The organism is Streptacidiphilus sp. EB103A (assembly GCF_041261405.1).
GTDB lineage: Bacteria > Actinomycetota > Actinomycetes > Streptomycetales > Streptomycetaceae > Streptacidiphilus.
The window spans coordinates 100046-117895 of sequence record NZ_JBGCAQ010000001.1 but is presented as its reverse complement, the minus strand read 5'-3'; the positions used below and the strand labels follow the sequence as shown (position 1 = coordinate 117895).

Sequence of the window (17850 nt, the reverse complement as noted above, 5' to 3'; positions counted from 1 at the left end):
GGGAGCACACCTACGCCCCCAGGTGCCGGCGGGGTTTCCGCGGAACACCCCCGCGTCGGCGGGGAGCACGTGAACGACACCCACATCAGCCTCATGCTCTGCGGAACACCCCCGCGTCGGCGGGGAGCACACTTCGCGACCTGCAGTCTAGTTGAGGCTTTGCGGTTCCTTTGCCTGTTCTCGCATCCCGACTCCATGTATCGCATCCGAGGGCACAGTCCGTGAAGGGAGGCGGCTCAACGCCACCGACCGCACGGGCCATGCCGCCTGCGGTCGGCCGCCCAGTGATGGCGGGCCCGTCCGGAATCCCGGAGTTCTCGCAGGCATCTGTGCAATGCCTGCGGGGGAAGCTGTAGCACACACCGTCCGCCGGTCAGGGGCCGGTGGATCCGGGCTCATCCTGGAGTGTTGCTGGCTCCTCGGGGCCGTGCGGGCAGCTTCTCAGACTGTGGGCGGAAGGACGCGGATTGCCATCACAGTGCCGTCCGGACGAACAGAGACCGGTCCCCACTCCGGATCGCCGTCTGCGAACTCCAGTTCAGGCTGCATCGCGTAGACCTCGCGCCTGCAGTCGGCAAGACGCCCTTGCTGGAGCCGATTGTAGAGCCCGTCCGCGAGGCCGGAAAATGCCTCCACCCGAGTCTTGTTGAGCCGGAATACATGGTCGGTGCCGCTGAAGTCGATGCCGCAGATGCGGTGCTCGGCATCGCTCACGCTGTCGGCGCCAGCGTATGCAGGGATATCGAAGAAGCGCTTGCCCTGCTCCCTCGTCAGGTACTGGGCTGTTGGCCGACCTCCCCCGGTGAACGCCATCAGCGCGGCGGCTTCCGAACGGGCGAGTACCTGGCTGAACCAGCCGAACTTCTCGGCCTTCACCTGGAAGCCGTAGTTGTTGAGATCCCCGCCGTCCCAACCACTGTGCATCGTCATCAACGTACTCTCGTTCCCCTCGTCGAGTTTGGCGTCCAGGTTCGGCTCCTCCGGCTCCTTGCTGCCGGGGCGGAGAAGGACGTTGCCGGGGGCTTCGAGAATGTGCACTACGATGCCGCCCTTCTCGGCGAGCTCGGTACCGATGAGGAGACTCGGCGTCTGGCCGTAGCGGCCGATGTGTACCGCGTCCAGGTGCGCGGTGCCCTTCTCCAATTGGCTGTACACCTGAGCGGGCTTTCCATGGGTGCCCTTGCTGGCCACTTCAAAGACCCGGGAGGGCTCCCCTGGACGCCAGACCTCCAGGAGGAAGTTGGGCCGACGCAGCAGGGCCTCAGGGCGTTTTCCCTTGGCCTGCCCCTTGTTCTTTAGCGGCCAGCCGGCCTGGAGCGCGATGTCAGAGTCGATCACGGACACCACATGGTCCGGGTATCGCTTCTTGAGCAACTGCTCGGCGACCACGAGGGCGAAGCCGATACCGATTTCCGACGACTGGGTTGCCTTGTAGTAGCGTTCCGGATTCCGTCCCTCTCCAGATAGCGCCAGATAGCCGCCTCGATCGCGATCCAGCGCCTGGCAGTACTTCAAGCTCTGCCAGTGCTCGGCGAGACCGCGCCCTGCGCCCTGCCTCGCCAGGACAAGTCCGCGTCCGATGGCATGGAGCACCTGCCACGGCGTGAGCTCGACTGTCCGGCCGACGCCCCGTTCGCTGAGTGCGCGAAACCCATCCCGCCTGCGGAGAACGGCCAGCTTCTTCTCTTCCCGCCGCTCGTTCTCGGCAGACACCTCCCCTGCTATACAGGTGACCAGTTCGCCGGATGAACGCACCTGGACGTGCGCCTTCTTGACCAGGTCACTCAGTATCTCCTCCGCCGGCTTCGCTGCGTCCGTCATGGTGCCCCCCGACTGTGTCCCGAGCGGTGCATGCCAAGGCTGGACGCTAGGGCTACCGTCCGGGGCGTACGCAAGTACGCATCCGCGCGCAGGAAGGTACACGAACAACCGAGAAGTGCGCCGCTCCTCCGCCCCCGGACCCTTGAGTCTTGCGATGGCTGAAGCTAGACCTCAGAAGCTGTCGGCGCCGCTGTACCCGAGACAGCGGTCATCGGTTGTGGCTGTCCTGCCAGGCGCGCGTGCGGCCGCCTCGGCTCTCTCGCCCCAGAGGGACTGAAGGGCGTCGGTCACGCGGGCTGTCTCCCGTGAGGTCATGTCGGGGTAGCAGGGGAGGGAGAGCTGCTGCCGTGCGACCGTTTCGGTGACGGTCAGCGGGTGTGCCTGTGCCTGGGCGTAGATGCCGAGTGTGTGGACGGGGCGGAAGTGCTGGCTGGTGCCGATCTTGTAGCGGGTCCGTAGGAGTTCGGCGGTTTCGTCCCGGCTGGCGGGTGCCGTGTCGTCGATGAAGATCGAGTAGAGGAACCAGCCGGGTTCCACGGACGGCAGGACTTTGGGTGTGGCCAGGCCGGGCAGGCCGGACAGGGCGCTGGTGTAGGTGGCGGCGATTTCGGCGCGGCGTGCGGTGAAGGCGGGGAGCTTGCGGAACTGCTGGACGCCGATGGCTGCGGTGACGTCGGACATGACGTACTTCAGGCCGGGGACGGTGACCTCGTAGGCGGCGGTGTTGCGGGTGCCGTGTCGTTTCCAGATTGAGGAGTCGATGCCGTGTCGGCCGAGGAGTCGGGCGCGGTGGACCAGGTCGGCGCGGCCGACTAGCATGCCGCCCTCGCCGGTGGTCATGACCTTGTTCGCGTAGAAGCTGAAGACTGCGAGGTCGCCGATGCTGCCGGCGCGGTGGCCGTCGCGGCTGGCGTGCAGGGCGTGGGCGGCGTCTTCGATCAGCAGGAGTCCGTGGTCATCGGCGAGCTTGCGGAAGGCGCGCAGGTCGCAGGGGTGTCCGCCGTAGTGCATGACCACGATGGCCTTGGTGCGGTCGGTGATCGCGGCCTCGGCCGCGTGCGGGTCAATGTTGTAGGTGAGGGGTTCGACGTCGACGAAGACGGGGGTGGCACCGGTCTGCAGCACTGCGTTGGGTGCGGCGCAGAACGTCAGGCTCGGGGTGATCACCTCGTCGCCGTTCCCGATGCCGGAAGCGAGGAACGCGAGGTGCAGGGCAGCGGTGCAGGAGGAGACCGCGAAGGAGTCCTCAACTCCGAGGGCCTTGCGGACGGTTTCCTCGAATCGTGCGGCTTTGGGTCCGTGCGTGAGCCAGCCGGAGCAGAGGGTGTCGGTGACCTCGGCGATCTCCTCGGCACCGATGGAGGGCCGGTTCCACGGCAGGAACGGCAGCAGGTCGGTGTCGGTCATCGGGCGCTCCAGGTCGCGGTTGCGTACTCGGTGTGGAGGCGCTGGCAGTCCGGTGAGCCCAGCGCCTGGATGCGACCGCGGCTGAGCGAGACGATCAGGCCCTTGTGGTTGTCGTACTCGGGCAGGTCGGGGTCACCTAGTTCCTTGGCGGCCACGGCCTGGGCAATCGCGCGGACGCCGTCCTCAAGCGGTGTCGAGGACAGGTCGGGGAAGGCGTCGGCGAGGCGGGCGAAGCTGGTCCGGTAGTCCCGTGCGTCGGCTTCGTCGCGCTCCGGCCCCCGGTCGATCCGCGCTCCTGGCACGGCTGCCTCGACCGTTTCGGCGATCTCCGCGATGGTGAAGTTCTCCCGGTCTGCTCCCACATTGAAGGTCCGGTGGCCTTGGGGTGTCCTGAGCACGGCCGCGAGCACGCCCGCTACGTCGCTGACGTGGACCAGTGGGCGGCGCTGCGCTCCGCCGTTGAGCGGGATGCGGCCGGTCGCGACGGCCCGGGCGGTCATGCGGTTGACGACCGAGTCCAGCCGCTGGCGCGGTGAGCGGCCGTGGACAGTTGCCAGCCGCAGCACGGTCAGGCTCTGGTCGTCCGTCATTATTGCGGCGATCCGCCGTTCTGCCAGGACTTTGGTTCGGGCGTAGATGCCCAGCGGGTTGGTGGTGGTGTCCTCGTCGACCGTTCCCTCGTGGCTGCCGTAGACGCTGCATGACGAGAAGAAGACGTAGTGCGGGACGTCGGTGGAGGCTGCCGCTTCGGCGGCCAGGACGGGCGAGGCGTAGTTGAGTTCCACGGCGAGTTGTTCGTCGACCGCGCAGGCGGGTTCGCCGACCAGGCCGCCCAGGTGCACGACCGCATCGGCGTCGACGCATGCCCGTCGAAGCGCGGCGGGGTCGCGTAGGTCGGCGTGGACGAACTGCGCGGCGGTGGGCAGCAGTCGGTGCGGGTCGTCGTCGCGCAGGTAGATGAGTCCGTCGACCGCGGTGACATGGTGGCCGAGGGCCGCGAGGTAGTGGCTGGCGACTGCGCCGAGGTAACCGGCGCCACCGAGCAGGGCGATGCGCATGCGGGGTCTCCTTCTCATTCGCTGTGGTGGGGGGCGTTCAGGGGCTGCCGCGTGAAGGCGGCGTAGCCCAGCGCGGTGCTGCGCAGGTCGGTGAGTCGTGGGATGAGGGTCACGTCGAGTTCCTCGTCCGGGTGGAGCAGGCCGTCGGCACTGATGTCGGCTGTCCAGACGCGGTGCCGGGCCTTGGGGTAGGCGAGGTTGATGCCGATCTCGCCCTTGGGGATGGTGCCGTTGAAGGGGGTGGCGATTCCCTGGGCGTTCCAGTAGGCGCACGCCTCCAGGGCCTTGGTCTGCTCGAAGACGGGGAACAGTTGCGGGTAGCGGGGGTTGGTGCGCATCTCGCGGAAGAGCAGTTGGCCCAGCAGGCTCGGCGCGGTGGCCGTCAGGGTGTCGAAGTCCGCTCCCTGGAAGGTCACGCTTGCCGCGTCCTGGTCCGCGTCGAGCGCGATGCAGGCGAACTGGTGGGAGAGGCGGTTGCGGGTGTACTCGGCAACTCCGGCGGCCAGGGTCGGTTCGATGCGTCCGATGAGGTCCAGGAGCGTGGTGTGGCTGGGGTGGAAGAGCGCGAGGTCGAAGAGCCGGTCCATGGTGGCGACCGCGGAGAAGGCCAGCTGCTTGTAGAGCCGGTTGTTCAGCTCCCCGGCTTCGGCCATCTCCTTGGTCTGGCGGCTGGTGGAGTGGAGCATCAGGTACTCCGACAACACCTCGAAGTAGAGGTAGCCCAGGAACGGGAAAGCCGGAATGGCGCAGGCCAGGCGGTCGACGAACTTGTCCGCCGGGGTGCGGGTGCCGCAGGCGTTCGCCAGCAGGACGTCCAGGAGATCGGCTGTGGCGTGGACCCTGTCGGTGGCGGCCTGGTGGAGCCCCTCGCATTCGCGGTCGGTCAGGAAGCTGCGGTGGTCCAGGTAGGTGCGCAGATGGACGCGGCCCAGCCGCAGGTAGTCCAGGCCCTTGAGGGGAGTGGGATCGTCGGGGGTGATCTCGAAGGCCAGCACGCGGCGGTCCTGCTTGGTCTCCAGTAGGTACGAGCCCAGGTTGTGCGGGCGCAGACCGCTCGGTTCGGTGAACAGCGGTGCGCAGTACAGCGATCCGACCAGGCATCCGGCGGCCTGGTAGAGCTGTCCGCTGGTGCGGATGGCGTCCAGGGCAGTGGTGGTGTGCATCAGGTAGATCGGACGTCCGCTGGCCAGGGTCTCCAGCATCGAGTTGCCGCGCAGCAGCCAGCCGCCGGGGGTGTCGTGTTCCAGGCGGCGGCGCCAGTCGCCTTCGGTGGCGGTCAGCCCGGCCAGCGAGGCCCGCTCGCCGGTGCTGGAGTACTCGGTATGCACATCGTCCCAGTCGCTGAACACGCCGGTCCTCCTATCGCGTGGGGGTGAGGGCTGTCTGGTTGTCGGCCCTGTCGAGTCGGGCTTGCTCGCTGCTGACCATGAGGTCGAACGCGAAGGGGTGGAGCCAGCCAGGGACGGTGACGCGCAGGCGTGAGGTGTCAGGCCACCAACTGGTGCGGGGCAGTCGGTAGCGGTCCAGGCAGTCGGCGGCTTTGAGCAGGTCCACCAGGTGCGGCCAGCGGGTGTACGCGCGCTGCTGGGTGGGCGTGAACGCCTGGTAGGGGATGTCGTGCAGCGCGATGGCCAGGACGGCCGGCTGCAGCCACTCGGCGGCCAGACCGACGCTGAGGGCAGCGGTGATCTGGTCAGCGTTCTGCTGGAGCCAGTCGGCCGCGCGCTGCCCGTGGCCGGGGTCCTCCCGGTCGTCGTGGCGGCGGCAATCGTGGATGGCCCCGGCCACGCTCAGCGCCGTCGCGGCATCGTGGTCCAGGTCGTACTCCTGGGCCAGGACAGCGCCCAAGAGGCTGACGCGGGCGTTGTGCCGGACGCCGTGGATGGAGTCGACCCGGGCGGCGTCGCAGAACCATGCCGCTGAGGGGATGAGCGCGGTGGCCTCGCGTACCCGCTGCGGTGGGGGTGTTGTGAAGGCCGGCCGACGGCTGGTGATCCAGTCCAGGGCGGCCCTGTCCATGCTCTGCTGGGCCGGTGGGGCTGCGCTGGCGGCCCGGCCCTGTAGGGAGGCGTTAGGCTGCGACGCTTGTGAGGACATCGGACTCCTTGAAGAGGTTGTGCGCGTGAAGCTGGGCGTGGCGGTCGTGACGATGGGCACCCGGCCCAAGGAACTGGCCGCGCTGTTGGCGTCGGTCGCCTCCCAGACCACTCCGGCGGCCCGGACCGTGGTGGTGGGCAACGGGTGCTCCCTGGAGGGTCTGCCGCCCTGGGTGGAAACGGTGGAGCTGCCGGAGAACCTGGGTGTGACCGGCGGCCGGAACGCCGCGCTGGAGCGGCTGCGGGACGTGGACCTGGTGCTGGACCTGGACGACGACGGATTGCTGACCCAGGACGGGGTGTTCACTCGGATCGGTGAGCTGTTCGCGGCCGACCCGGGCCTGGGCATCGTGAGCTTTCGGATCGCGGACGAGACCGGAGTCACCCAGCGCCGTCACGTCCCGCGGCTGCGGGCCGGCGATCCGATGCGCGGCGGCTACGTGACCACCTTCCTGGGCGGTGCCCACGTCCTGGCGCAGCCGATGCTGGCCCAGGTCGGCGACTGGCCGGACGCGTTCTTCTTCGCGCATGAGGAGACCGACATGGCCTGGCGGGCGGTGGACGCGGGCTGGAAGGTGCTCTACGCCCCTGAGCTGCTGCTGCAGCACCCGCGCACCTCGCCGACGCGGCACGCGTTCTTCTACCGGGTCAATGCCCGCAACCGGGTCTATCTCGCCCGACGCAACCTCCCCGCTCTCCTGGTGCCGGTCTACCTCGGCGTCTGGGTGGCGCTCATCGTGGCCCGCACCCGCGACGCGGCCGGGCTCAAGGCGTGGTTCAAGGGCTTCGCCGAGGGCTGGCGCACACCGTGCGGTCCGCGTCGGCCGATGCGCTGGCGAACGGTGTGGGCCCTGACCCGTCTCGGGCGCCCGCCGGTGGTCTAGGCGGCGGGGGCGTCGCGCAGCCATACCGGGATCGCTTCGGGAGTGCGCTCCAGCCAGCAGGTATAGCGGCGGATGCCCTCCGCCACGGTGATGCCGGGCCGCCATCCCAGGACCTCCTCCATGTGCCGGGTATCGGCGTAACCGCCTTCCGGGTCGCCCAGTGGCATCGGCGTCTCCACCAGCGGCGCGTTCGGGTAGCGGATGCGGACCAGTTCGGCGATCTGACGGATCGACGTCCCGGTCCCGGTGCCGATGTTCACGGTCTGGTTGTGCGCCCCCGGGGCCACGAGCGCCTGGAGCGTTCCGGTGGCGATGTCGTCGACGTGGACGAAGTCGCGGATCTGGTGGCCGCCGCCGTTCAGGTGCAGCGGGAGCCCGAGGGCCGCGCGCATGGCGAACCAGGCGACCACCCAGGAATGGCTGTCCTGCTTGACGACCTGCGGCTCGCCGTAGACTGAGAAGTACCGCACGACGGTGTACGAGGTGCCAGCCGCGCCCAGGACGGCGGCCGTCTGGTACTCGCCCCACATCTTGGTGTTGCCGTAAACCGACACCGGCCGCATGCCGGAGCCCTCCACGAACAGGCCGGGCGCAGCACGCCCACCCGGGCCGTTGCCGTAGACGCTGGCGGAGGACACGAACACCAGCCGCTGCACGCCGGCCGTCGCCGCGACGGCCTCCAGGACGCGTGCGGTACCGATGATGTTGGCGTCGATGGCGTCGATTGGGCGGCGTGTGCAGGCGGCGACATCGGCCAGCGCGGCGGCATGGACCACGAAGTCGCAGCCCGGCAGGGCCCGCTCCATCACCCCGGGGTCGCTGATGTCGCCCACCACGAAGTCCGGGTCGGCGGTGTCGATCCCGAACTGCTGGCGGTAGACCGCGCGCGGGTACGCGTCCAGCTTGCACACCGAGACGGCACGCGCGCCGAGTTCTCGCAGACGCGCTGTGATCCGGCTGCCAACCAGACCACCCGCGCCGGTAACCAGCACCGTCTTCCCGGACAACGATTCGAGAGACATGGCATGACTCCTCATGACGTGGGTTGTGCCGTTCCGCCTGACAGCTGTGCTCGGCGGTTGGAACAGGGAGGGAGGGGTACCCGGCGGCTCCCTCAAGGAGCTGTCGGCCGGGCACCCCGGTCAGGAGGCGGCTTCCACCACGTAGGGCTGGGGACGGGCTGCCTGGATCCTGCAGTTGAGGGCGTGCCTGTGGCGCTCGTCATGCGGCGCGGGCGGCAGAGGGAGCGTGGCGATGATTCGCTTGCCGTGCTCGGTGCGCTGCGTCGTCCAGCGGCCCTGGGTGAGAGCGTCGACGATGAACATGCCGCGGCCGTGCTCGTCGTCCGGGCCCGAGAGCTCTAAGGTCGGCAGGTCCTGGCTCGCGTCGAGCACGTCGAGGGTCATCGACTGTTCGGTGCGGCTGGCGTACAGACCGATCGTGATCACCTCGCCCCGCCCGTAGGTCAAGGCGTTCGTGACAAGTTCGGACACCAGGAGCGCGATGTCGTCCTGACGGGAGCCCAGGTGAAGGCCCCACAGTTGGAGGGTCGCCGCGACACGGGCACGGGTCACCGCCACCGCACCGTCGAAAGGCACCAGCGGCCACGCCGTACCGAACCTCTCCCCGTTCAGGGAGGGAACAGGTGGATACACAGCTACTCCTGCCGAGAGTTGAGGACCGGACCGCCACGCTGGCGAAGGCCCGCTCAAGGGGTGATGTACTCGGACCCTCGACGATGCCGTTGATGCGGGGTCCGTTCCATGTCGGAATCCGTTTCCCGGCATACACGGGATGTATAGATCGCCCACGGCGCAACTGGGAGTTGACTATGCTTCAGGTCACCCCCGACAGCAGCCCCGGCCTGGAGGCGACGGTGCCTGTGCCTCTCAAAACCTCCGCACGTCGCTGCCGCGCGTGCGGAACAGGCCTGGCAGCGGACCAAGAAACTTCGATGTGCTCACCCTGCCTGCGCACGGCAGCAACAGCCGGACGGCCTCTCTCCGCCGCACTGCCCGGCGAATTCTGGGACGCACCCGAGGTTCGGACCGCCTTGAGCGAGCGGCACATGGGGCACGTCATCCGCGCCTACCGGTGCCATCCGCATCATGTGCCGCAGTACGGCCGCCGGGGAGTACCGCAGAGCACGGTCGGTGAGTGGCTCGGCCTCACCCAGGCCCAGGTCAGCCGGATCGAGGCCGGTGGACCGCCGCAGAAACTCGACACGCTGATCCACATCGCGCGCACCCTGCGAATGCCCGCTGACCTGCTGTGGTTCCAACTCCCGGCACCGCGCTCACCGAGCGCGTCCGGCGAGAGCGGCGTACGACCGTTGCGCGATGCCGTCCCGCCCGACGCGGAGGTACACAACAGCCAGCAGGCATGGCGCGCGGTCCGCCGCCATCTGAACGCCAACCGCGCCGCCCTGGCCGCCGGCGCAGCCGACCTGTACGACACCGGGTCGCGCGTCGAGACGACTTCCCTGCTGGCCCCGCCGACCTGGCTGCCCGCGCAGCCGGTTCCGTTGGACCAAGTGGTGCTGCGCTGGGAACCGGAACCAGTGGAGCCGATCCTGGACGGCTCCGCACCCGAGGGCCAGGCCAGCCGCCCCCTGCGCCTCCCCGGCCAACGGTTCGCCCGCTACACGCAGGCCGTTCGCTACCTCGATTCGCCCACGCTGTTCGAGAACCGGCCCAGCTACCGGCTCACCCATGTCCACTGGGGCGACGGCATCGGCGAACTGGCCTTCTCGCTCTCCACGTACTTCGAGAAACTCGACCTGTGCGAGGCGATCGGCCACGAGTACGCACAGGCCGACGCCACCTCCTCCGCGAGCGTCCGCTCCCTGTGGGGCCAACTGCCGCTGCGGCGCGCGGTGGGCGACCCGTTCGACCTGCGCATCCGCCCGATGATCCCGGCCATCACCACCCTGCTGCTGCGGCGCAGGAGCAACGGCGAGGCCACGTTCTTCCTCCACTGGCGCGACCCGGGCAAGGTCGCCACCGCCGGCGGCCTCTACGACGCCATCCCCGCCGGCGAGTTCCAACCCAGCAGCATCCTCGGGCCGCCCGACGGAGCCGACTTCGACCTGTGGCGCAACATCGTGCGCGAGCTCAACGAGGAACTCCTGGGCGCACCCGAGTTCGACGGCAGCGCCAGCCAGCCGATCGACTACGACCGCTGGCCCCTGTACCGCGCGCTGCAGCGAGGCCGGGACAACGGCACCGTGCGCGCCTACGCCTTCGGCGTGGCCTGCGACGCCCTTACTCTCGCCATCACCATCCCCAGCGTGCTGGTCGTCGACGACGCGGTCTTCGACGAGCTGTTCGGTGACATCGCACCCCAGAACGCGGAGGGCGTGACCGTCACCGATCTGGACGGGCAGCTTGCCGCCCATGGAATCCCCTTTATCGAACAGAACATCACACAATTCCTCAGAAACGAGCCCATGGCAGCACCGGGAGCGGCATGCTTGGCTCTGGCCTGGAAACATCGCGCACTGCTGCTGAACCCTTAAGCTCGCCGCCAGGTGGCCTGGTCGCAGCGGGCCGCAAGGGAAGGAGCGTCGTGGGGACAGCAGAGCCAGACTCCACCGAGAACAACCCCGCAGCCACCCGGGACAGGTGGCTGCGGACCCGCACGCACCTCAACACCAACCGCCACGAGCTCACCGGCCTGGCCGTCAGGGACTTCGCCCCAACCCAGTTCATCCCCGGCACCCGCCTACTGGCCCAGCCCCAGTGGGTGCCAGAGCGCCCCGTGCCATTGGAAGCTGTGCGCCTCAACTGGACACCGACCGCACCGGGCACGGCGATCGACGGCGACGCGCCCGAGCTGGACGCAGTGCGACCACGCCATGACGACGGCACCATCTACTGCCGCTACGCCGATGCCGTCGGTGAACTCGCCCGCCCCCGCCTGTTCGAGAACCGCAGCTGCTACCGCCTGCTGGACGTCACCACCGACACCAAGGCACCCGATCTCACCTTCGGGCGCGGCACCTACTTCGACGTCATCGACATCTGCGAGGCTGCCGCCCACGAGTTCGCCGCCGCCCACCCCACGCTCGACGACAGCCGGTCCGTCCACGGCACGCCGTTCCGGGCTGCGGTCGGCGACCCCACCGACCTCCAACGGCGCCCGGTCATGGCCGCCATCAGCACCCTCGCGATCCGTCACGACCGCCTCACCGGTGACGCCGAGTTCGTCCTGCACTGGCGCGACCCCGCCAAGGTCGCCAGCGGCGGCAACCTCTTCCAGGTCATGCCCGTCGGCATGTTCCAGCCTTCGCACGACGCCCCCTGGAACGAGGCCAACGACTTCGACCTGTGGCGCTCCATCGTCCGCGAGCTCAGCGAGGAACTCCTCGGCAGTACCGAGGACTACGGCAGCAGCCAGCACCCGATCGACTACGACGCCTGGGACTTCAACAGGACCCTGCTGCGCGCCCGCGACCAAGGCACGCTGCGCGTCTTCTGGCTCGGCCTGGGCATGGACCCGCTCACCTTCGTCACCGACATGCTCACCGTCGCCGTCTTCGACGCCGCGCTCTTCGACGAGACCTTCCAGCAACTGGTCACCGCCAACGACGAAGGCCACCGCGTCGAACGTGAGGACGGCACCGGCCGCGCCGCCGGCATCCCTTTCCGCGCCGACCACGTCATGCGCCTGACCCACGACGAACCCATGCAACCCGCCGGCGGCGCTCTCCTTCACCTCGCCTGGAAGCATCGGGCAGCGCTGCTCGACTGACCAGGCAAGGTGATCGCTCCGAAGCACGCGAGCCCTGCGACGCGGCGAGGCCTGCGGCCAGCGCTGGACCGACAGCGACCTGGACGGCCAGCTCCTCACCGTGGCCCGGCAGCTGGTCGTCGACGGCTGGGAGGTCTACGAGGACGACCCGAAGACCGACGCCGGCGCGCGGACCATCGCGCTGGACACCGACACCGTCGCGGTCCTGCGCGCCCACCGAGACCGCCAGCGGGCCGACCGCAAGGAGTGGGGCACCGCCTGGGTCGAGACCGGCCGGATCTTCACCCGGGCCGACGGCAGCTGGCTGCACCCCAACCTGGTCTCCGACCGGTTCTGCCAGCTCTTCGAGGAGATCGGCCTGCCGCCGGTCCGGCTGCACGACCTGCGCCACGGCGCGGCGTCCATCGCCCACGCGGCCGGGGCAGACATGCACGCGATCAAGGAGATGCTCGGGCACTCCTCGATCACCATCACCTCGGACACCTACACGACGCTGCTCCCGCAGGTCGACCGCTCGATCGCGGAGGCCGCTGCCCGCCTGGTGCCCCGCGCGGGGAAGCCGACGTCCGTGCCACCTGAGGACGCACCGTCCGCCCCGGCGCCCGCTGCTGTCGCGCCGTCCGCTCACGCATCGCTCACGCAGACGGCCCCGGACGAGGAGTCCGAGGCCGTTGACCAACCCGTCGGACGGCCAAAACTGCAGGTCATCCAGGGTGGTGTGGTGAGCCGCCTTCGGGATTCGAACCCGAGACCTACGCATTACGAGACCATCGGGCTTCGTGATGCAAGGTTCCGCCTCGTGCTTTGTCGTGCCGTTTTCCTGATCAGGGCATGTGCGGACGGTTCTGCCATGACACCCTGCGCTACCTCGTCCAAAGGCGTCCGGCCACACTCTGGCCGCACATGGCCACAGCTTCGGGTGAACCGGGCCACCAGAACGCCGTTGTCAGGCTCCTACGATTGCCTGCCAGCGGCCCTGGAACCGATAGTGGCACCCGCCGCCCCGCCCGCGCTGGACGGGACAAGACCACGCACTGAACCCTGAGCGCGCCATTAGTCCATACTTTCATGAATTCACGATCTCTTGTACTGTCGTTGGGTGCTGACTCTTGCTCCTGAGATCGAGGTGCTCGCCCGCTTCGGCCGGGCCCTTGCCGACCCGATCCGCTGCCAACTCCTCCTGGCTCTGCGTGAGGCCCCCGCGCACCCGTCCGATCTGGCCGACAAGCTCGAGATCTCCCGCACCCGGCTGTCGAACCATCTGGCCTGTCTGCGGGACTGCGGCCTGGTCGTCGCCGTCCCGGTCGGCCGCCGCACCCGCTACGAACTCGCCGACCCGAGGCTCGGGCACGCGCTGGACGACCTGCGGACCGCGGTCGTCGCGGTCGCAACCGATCGTGCCTGCATGGACGCCGCGGACAAGGGCTGCTGCTGATGGCCGCCGAGATATCCATCGGCGTCGCGCCAGCCCGTCGCGACACGCTGACTCGGCGCATTCGTCTCCTGGTCGCGGCGACGATCACCTACAACGTGGCCGAGGCGGTCGTCGCCATCACCGCCGGTACCCATGCGTCCTCCACGGCGCTGGTCGGTTTCGGCCTGGACTCGGTCATCGAGGTCTCCTCCGCCGCAGCGGTCGCCTGGCAGTTCTCCGCCACCGACCACCACCTGCGCGAGGCCCGCGAGAAGACCGCCCTGCGCATCATCGCGATCTCGTTCTTCGCGCTCGCCGCCTACGTCACCGCCGACGCGACCCGCGCACTTACCGGCGCCGATGAGGCTGGGCACTCCGTTACCGGCATCATCCTGGCTACCCTCTCGCTGGTCGTCATGCCGGTGCTGTCCGCCGCCCAGCGATACGCGGGGCGCGAACTGGGCTCCGCTTCGGCGGTCGCGGACTCCAAGCAGACCCTGCTGTGCACCTACCTGTCCGCCGTGCTGCTGGCCGGTCTGCTGGCCAACCTCCTGCTCGGCTGGTCCTGGGCCGACCCGATCGCCGCCCTGGCTGTTACGGGCGTGGCGGTCAAGGAAGGACGCGATGCCTGGCGCGGCGAGGTCTGCTGCCCAGTGCCCGTCACCGGCCCCGCCAGCCCGGTGCAGGCCGACGGGTGCGGCTGCCAACCGGGGTGTGCGTGCTGCGTCTGAGCTTCTCGGTCTACGGCAGGCGCAGGTGCTCGACGTGGGCGAATGCCTGGTCGAGGAGTTCGGCGACGTGGTGGTCGAACAGCGTGTAGACCGCGTTACGGCCCTGGCGGGTGCGCGTGACCAGGCTGAGGGTGCGCAGGATTCGAAGTTGGTGGGAGCAGGCGGAGTGCTCCATGCCGACGGCTGCGGCCAGTTCCGTTGCGGCGCAGGGACCTTGGCGCAGGCAGGAGAGGATCCGCAAACGGGATGGTGCCGCCAGGGCCTGCAGCGTGGCAGCGAGGTGTTCGGCGGTGGCCGCGTCCAGGAGTGCGGGTGGACTCACCGGCTCACCGGGTGCGTGCCCCATGGCAGTTCTTTCCGTGTGCGGGTGAGCGGCGGTCCGCCGCGCAGTGGATCGCGGCGGACCGCCGGGCCGGGCGTGGTGTCGATGTGGGCATCAGTAGCGTCGCCCGCGTGTTGCGGCGGCCAGGCGTGACGGCTCGGTGCGGTGCAGGTCGAGGGCGGGCGGGAGTTCCGCAAGGCCGGGTCCGCCGGCGCGGGCGTAGGCGACGACATGGTCCAGGAGGTCGTCGTCCAGTGCCCAGCCCAGCCACAGGGCGCGGCCCCCGGCGAGTCGTCCTCGGGTGGAGGGTTGGACGACGATCACGTTGGAGCGCTCGCAGGGTCCCAGGCAGTCCGTGGTGCGCACCGCCAGGGTGCCCGGGGACTCGGCCGCGGCCTTGCGGAGCACGGCCACGTGTCCGTCGTGATCGACGGCAGGGTGCTTGCGATGGGTGCCGCAGCAGCAGCCCCGGCAGACCATCAGGGTGCACGGACTGCCGGTGCTGTGCAGCATCATCGGGCCATTGCGCGTGGCGTTGGCCATGCCTGGACCCGCCCTTCGTAGTCGGCCAGGACCAGGAGGCCCGGTCCGGCCCAGGCCAGCGCGGTGACCGGGTCGGGCAACTCTCGTTCCTGGGCCGGGTGCAGGCGTGCTCCGCCACGGCCGGAGGTGGCTTTCCACAGGGCGACCGTGCCCTCGGCGCCTGCGCTGGCCAGGATTCGGGCGCCGCCGGGTCGCCAGGCCAGGGCCGTGACGGTCTCGTGGGCGCGCAGTGATCGGGGGCGGGTGCCTTCGGGGCCTTTGCCGGAGAAGTCCCAGACGGTGATGTCGGGGGCGCCGTCGCAGGCGAGCCAGAAGCCGGTGTCGTCGAAGGCGAGGCGGGAGATCTTGTCGGGGTAACCGTGCATGGTCAGGTCACTGCCGTCGCGGGTGCGCCAGATGTGGATGCTGGCGTCCTGGTTGCCGGTGCAGATCCACTTGCCGGTGGGTGCGAGGGCGATGGCCAGGTGCGAGCCGAGGTAGCGGTATTCGGCGGCGGGGTTGGTCTGGTGGCGCTCGTAGCAACGCACTGCGCCGTAGGCGGAGGTGGCCAGGCGTCGGCCGTCGCGCATCCAGGCCAGGTCAGTGACAGTGCTGGGGGCGGATTCAGTGGCCCACAGCTGCTTGCCGTCGGTGTCCAGGACCAGGCCGCGACGCCCGGAGGCGACCGCGACGCGCTCAGCCGAGGCCCAGCGCACGGCACTTGACCACACGCCGGTGGCCTCCACCAGGACCCGCCCGTCGGCGCGCCGCCACAGGGCGTGCCCGGCGGGTCCCGCCAGGGCGAGGTGGGCCGCGTCCGGGGAGAACGCGGCGGCAAGCAGGCCGCCGGGGAGGGTGACGGTGCCCACTGGCTGGCCGGTGGTGGCCTCCAGGATCCAGGCCGTGCCGTCCGCGCCGGCGACGGCGACCAGGTCGCGGGCGGTTGCCACGGCGATCGGCGCATCGTCCACAGCCGTGGTCCAGGTGGTCTCCGCAGTCGTGGTGGTCACGCTCGCACCCCCGCCAGGCAAGCGGCGAAGCCTTCGTTGAGAGCGGCGCGGTCCAGGTTGCGGCCGATGAACACCAGACGGTTACGGCGCTCCTCCCCGTCGCGCCACGGGCGCCCGTTCTCGCCTTCGAGGAGCATGTGCACGCCCTGGAAGACGTACTGCCGTTCCTGGCCGGCCAGGGCGAGGATGCCCTTGGACCGGAAGATGTCGCCGCCCTTGGTGCGCAGCAGGTCGCCGAGCCAGGTGTTGAGGCGTTTCTCGTCGAGTTCGCCGGGCAGGTCGATGCCGACCGAGGTGACGGTGGTGTCGTGCTGGTGCTCGGTGTCGGTCAGGAACGTCGGGTCTCCCTGGAGGACCTGGTCGAGGTCGAAGGCGTGGACGTCCAGGATCTGGTCGAGGTCGACGCGGGCGTGCTGGGTGGGCAGGATCTGCACCGGTGCGTTGATAGCGCGGATCCGGGAGATGACCTCGGTGACGCGTTCGGCCGGGACCAGGTCGGTCTTGTTGAGGACGATCTTGTCGGCGAAGGCGATCTGTTCGACGGCTTCGTTCTCCACCCCGTCGGGTTTGACCTCGTCGAGGTGCTCCAGGATGTGGGCGGCGTCGACGAGGGTGACGATGGCGTCCAGGCGCAGTTGGGAGGCGATCTCGTCGTCCATGAAGAACGTCTGGGCGACGGGGGCCGGGTCGGCCAGGCCGGTGGTCTCGATCAGGATCTGGTCGAAGCGCTCCCGGCGGCGCATCAGTGCCCCGAGGATGCGGATGAGGTCGCCGCGCACGGTGCAGCAGATGCAGCCGTTGTTCATCTCGAAGATCTCTTCTTCAGCGTCCAGGACCAGGGCGTCGTCGACGCCGACCTCGCCGAACTCGTTCTCGATGACGGCGATCCGCAGGCCGTGCTGCTCGGTGAGAATTCGGTTGAGCAGGGTGGTCTTCCCTGATCCGAGGAAGCCGGTCAGGACGGTGACCGGCACGCGCGTGTCCTGCGCCTCGCCGGGGTCGGTGTCGGTGATTGCCGGAGTGGTCATGGGTCTGTCTCCTCAGGAGGTGGACGGCGGCAGGGCAAGGGCCGTGGCGAGCAGGTCGGGGGTGATGTCGTCGACGCGGTGGTGCAGAGTCCAGCGGCGCATGGTGCCGTCCGGGGGCAGGATCGCGACCACGGTCTCCAGCGGCGGGCAGCCCGGTTCGCTGCAGGCGAGTTGGCGGATCAGGACGATGTCCTCCTCGTCCAGAGTGAGGAGGTGCCGGACGTGGTCCTTGAGGGCGGTCACGCGTGCGGTGACATGCGGGGGTGCGGGTTTGGGCATGGCGAAGCTCTCCCTTGGCGGTGTGCGGGTGGGGAGTTGCAGTGGTGTGTCAGGTGTGCTCGCGGGCTTCGGCTCTGCAGGTGGCGCAGGTGCCGGTGAGTTCGACGGTGTGGACGACGTCGGCGAAGTCGGCCTCCTCGCCGACCTGGTCCGCCCAGGTCTCCACCGGGGCGGAGTCGACCGGCAGGCTGAGTCCGCACTGACGGCAGATCAGGTAGTGGCGGTGGTCGGCTCCGGGCCGGTATCGGAACTGCCGCTCCCCGCCCGGGTCGCGCACAACGTCGGCGCGTCCCGCCTCGGCCAGTGCTGTCAGGGTGCGATAGATGGTGCTGAGCCCGACGCGCTCTTCATCGGAGATCAGCCGGGCATGGAGGACCTGGGCGCTGACGAAGCCGTCGGTGGCGATCAGGGCGCGCAGCACTGTGGTGCGCTGCTGGGTGGCGCGCCCGATCAGCTCCACCTCCGGCCGGGGCGTCGTGCCGTTCATGCGGGCGTCCCCGTGCTGGTCGAGACTTCGTTCACGGCA

The 17850-nt window shown here is 69.3% G+C and carries 19 protein-coding genes and 1 CRISPR repeat array (1 of these 20 running past the window's edge); of the genes, 6 read left to right on the top strand and 13 right to left on the bottom strand.

Going from position 1 to position 17850, the window contains the following annotated elements; translation table 11 throughout:
- Positions 1 to 130: a CRISPR direct-repeat array (repeat unit 29 nt; unit sequence CGGAACACCCCCGCGTCGGCGGGGAGCAC) (it extends 753 nt beyond the left edge of the window).
- A gap of 311 nt (positions 131 to 441) precedes the next feature.
- From ABH941_RS00510 to ABH941_RS00490, 5 genes are all read right to left on the bottom strand, one after another.
- Positions 442 to 1821, bottom strand: coding sequence for a hypothetical protein (locus ABH941_RS00510; protein WP_370126490.1), 1380 nt, complete (start codon positions 1819 to 1821; stop codon positions 442 to 444).
- A gap of 171 nt (positions 1822 to 1992) precedes the next feature.
- On the bottom strand, positions 1993 to 3228 hold the full coding sequence (locus tag ABH941_RS00505; RefSeq protein ID WP_370126489.1) for a DegT/DnrJ/EryC1/StrS family aminotransferase: 1236 nt from the start codon (positions 3226 to 3228) through the stop codon (positions 1993 to 1995).
- Positions 3225 to 4286 carry an NAD-dependent epimerase/dehydratase family protein gene (locus ABH941_RS00500; protein WP_370126488.1) on the bottom strand — a complete coding sequence of 354 codons (1062 nt, stop codon included), beginning with the start codon at positions 4284 to 4286 and terminating at the stop codon, positions 3225 to 3227. Before ABH941_RS00500 ends, ABH941_RS00505 begins: the two co-directional genes overlap by 4 nt.
- Positions 4287 to 4300: 14 nt before the next feature.
- Complete coding sequence (locus tag ABH941_RS00495) at positions 4301 to 5635, bottom strand: hypothetical protein (RefSeq protein WP_370126487.1); 1335 nt, start codon at positions 5633 to 5635, stop codon at positions 4301 to 4303.
- A gap of 10 nt (positions 5636 to 5645) precedes the next feature.
- Positions 5646 to 6383, bottom strand: a complete 738-nt coding sequence (locus ABH941_RS00490) for a hypothetical protein (protein WP_370126486.1) — start codon at positions 6381 to 6383, stop codon at positions 5646 to 5648.
- 52 nt (positions 6384 to 6435) lie between these two features.
- Here ABH941_RS00490 and ABH941_RS00485 point away from each other — a divergent pair, with 52 nt between their 5' ends.
- The gene (locus ABH941_RS00485; RefSeq protein ID WP_370127050.1) at positions 6436 to 7266 is read left to right on the top strand and encodes a glycosyltransferase family 2 protein; all 831 of its coding nucleotides are present in this window, start codon (positions 6436 to 6438) and stop codon (positions 7264 to 7266) included.
- On the opposite strand, the gene ABH941_RS00480 is transcribed toward ABH941_RS00485, so the two are convergent.
- Both ABH941_RS00480 and ABH941_RS00475 read right to left on the bottom strand, forming a co-directional pair.
- Positions 7263 to 8288: an NAD-dependent epimerase/dehydratase family protein gene (locus ABH941_RS00480; protein ID WP_370126485.1), complete on the bottom strand. Its 1026-nt coding sequence runs from the start codon at positions 8286 to 8288 to the stop codon at positions 7263 to 7265. The two genes, ABH941_RS00485 and ABH941_RS00480, sit on opposite strands and share 4 nt — an antisense overlap.
- Positions 8289 to 8408: 120 nt before the next feature.
- On the bottom strand, positions 8409 to 8864 hold the full coding sequence (locus ABH941_RS00475; protein WP_370126484.1) for an ATP-binding protein: 456 nt from the start codon (positions 8862 to 8864) through the stop codon (positions 8409 to 8411).
- A 455-nt stretch (positions 8865 to 9319) separates the two neighbouring features.
- On the opposite strand from ABH941_RS00475, the gene ABH941_RS00470 reads away from it, so the two are divergent.
- From ABH941_RS00470 to ABH941_RS00450, 5 genes are read left to right on the top strand one after another with little or no spacing between them, the layout of a single operon-like run.
- Positions 9320 to 10783, top strand: a complete 1464-nt coding sequence (locus tag ABH941_RS00470) for a helix-turn-helix domain-containing protein (RefSeq protein ID WP_370126483.1) — start codon at positions 9320 to 9322, stop codon at positions 10781 to 10783.
- 50 nt (positions 10784 to 10833) lie between these two features.
- Positions 10834 to 12018, top strand: a complete 1185-nt coding sequence (locus ABH941_RS00465; RefSeq protein ID WP_370126482.1) for a hypothetical protein — start codon at positions 10834 to 10836, stop codon at positions 12016 to 12018.
- A gap of 34 nt (positions 12019 to 12052) precedes the next feature.
- On the top strand, positions 12053 to 13063 hold the full coding sequence (locus ABH941_RS00460) for a site-specific integrase (RefSeq protein ID WP_370127049.1): 1011 nt from the start codon (positions 12053 to 12055) through the stop codon (positions 13061 to 13063).
- A gap of 54 nt (positions 13064 to 13117) precedes the next feature.
- Entirely contained in the window at positions 13118 to 13453 is a 336-nt protein-coding gene (locus tag ABH941_RS00455; RefSeq protein ID WP_370126481.1) for an ArsR/SmtB family transcription factor, read from the top strand.
- Entirely contained in the window at positions 13453 to 14163 is a 711-nt protein-coding gene (locus tag ABH941_RS00450) for a cation transporter (protein ID WP_370126480.1), read from the top strand. The genes ABH941_RS00455 and ABH941_RS00450 overlap by 1 nt, the downstream gene beginning before the upstream one ends.
- Before the next feature lie 10 nt (positions 14164 to 14173).
- On the opposite strand, the gene ABH941_RS00445 is transcribed toward ABH941_RS00450, so the two are convergent.
- The 6 genes from ABH941_RS00445 to ABH941_RS00420 all read right to left on the bottom strand — a co-directional run bounded on the left by ABH941_RS00445 (position 14174) and on the right by ABH941_RS00420 (position 17811).
- Complete coding sequence (locus tag ABH941_RS00445; protein ID WP_370126479.1) at positions 14174 to 14509, bottom strand: ArsR/SmtB family transcription factor; 336 nt, start codon at positions 14507 to 14509, stop codon at positions 14174 to 14176.
- Between the two features lie 90 nt (positions 14510 to 14599).
- Positions 14600 to 15028: a (2Fe-2S) ferredoxin domain-containing protein gene (locus ABH941_RS00440; RefSeq protein WP_370126478.1), complete on the bottom strand. Its 429-nt coding sequence runs from the start codon at positions 15026 to 15028 to the stop codon at positions 14600 to 14602.
- On the bottom strand, positions 14998 to 16017 hold the full coding sequence (locus tag ABH941_RS00435) for a WD40 repeat domain-containing protein (protein ID WP_370126477.1): 1020 nt from the start codon (positions 16015 to 16017) through the stop codon (positions 14998 to 15000). The genes ABH941_RS00440 and ABH941_RS00435 overlap by 31 nt, the downstream gene beginning before the upstream one ends.
- On the bottom strand, positions 16014 to 17045 hold the full coding sequence (locus tag ABH941_RS00430) for a GTP-binding protein (protein WP_370126476.1): 1032 nt from the start codon (positions 17043 to 17045) through the stop codon (positions 16014 to 16016). Before ABH941_RS00430 ends, ABH941_RS00435 begins: the two co-directional genes overlap by 4 nt.
- 12 nt (positions 17046 to 17057) lie before the next feature.
- Positions 17058 to 17324, bottom strand: coding sequence for a hypothetical protein (locus ABH941_RS00425; RefSeq protein WP_370126475.1), 267 nt, complete (start codon positions 17322 to 17324; stop codon positions 17058 to 17060).
- A 49-nt stretch (positions 17325 to 17373) separates the two neighbouring features.
- Positions 17374 to 17811, bottom strand: coding sequence for a Fur family transcriptional regulator (locus tag ABH941_RS00420; RefSeq protein ID WP_370126474.1), 438 nt, complete (start codon positions 17809 to 17811; stop codon positions 17374 to 17376).
- Between the last annotated feature and the right edge of the window lie 39 nt (positions 17812 to 17850).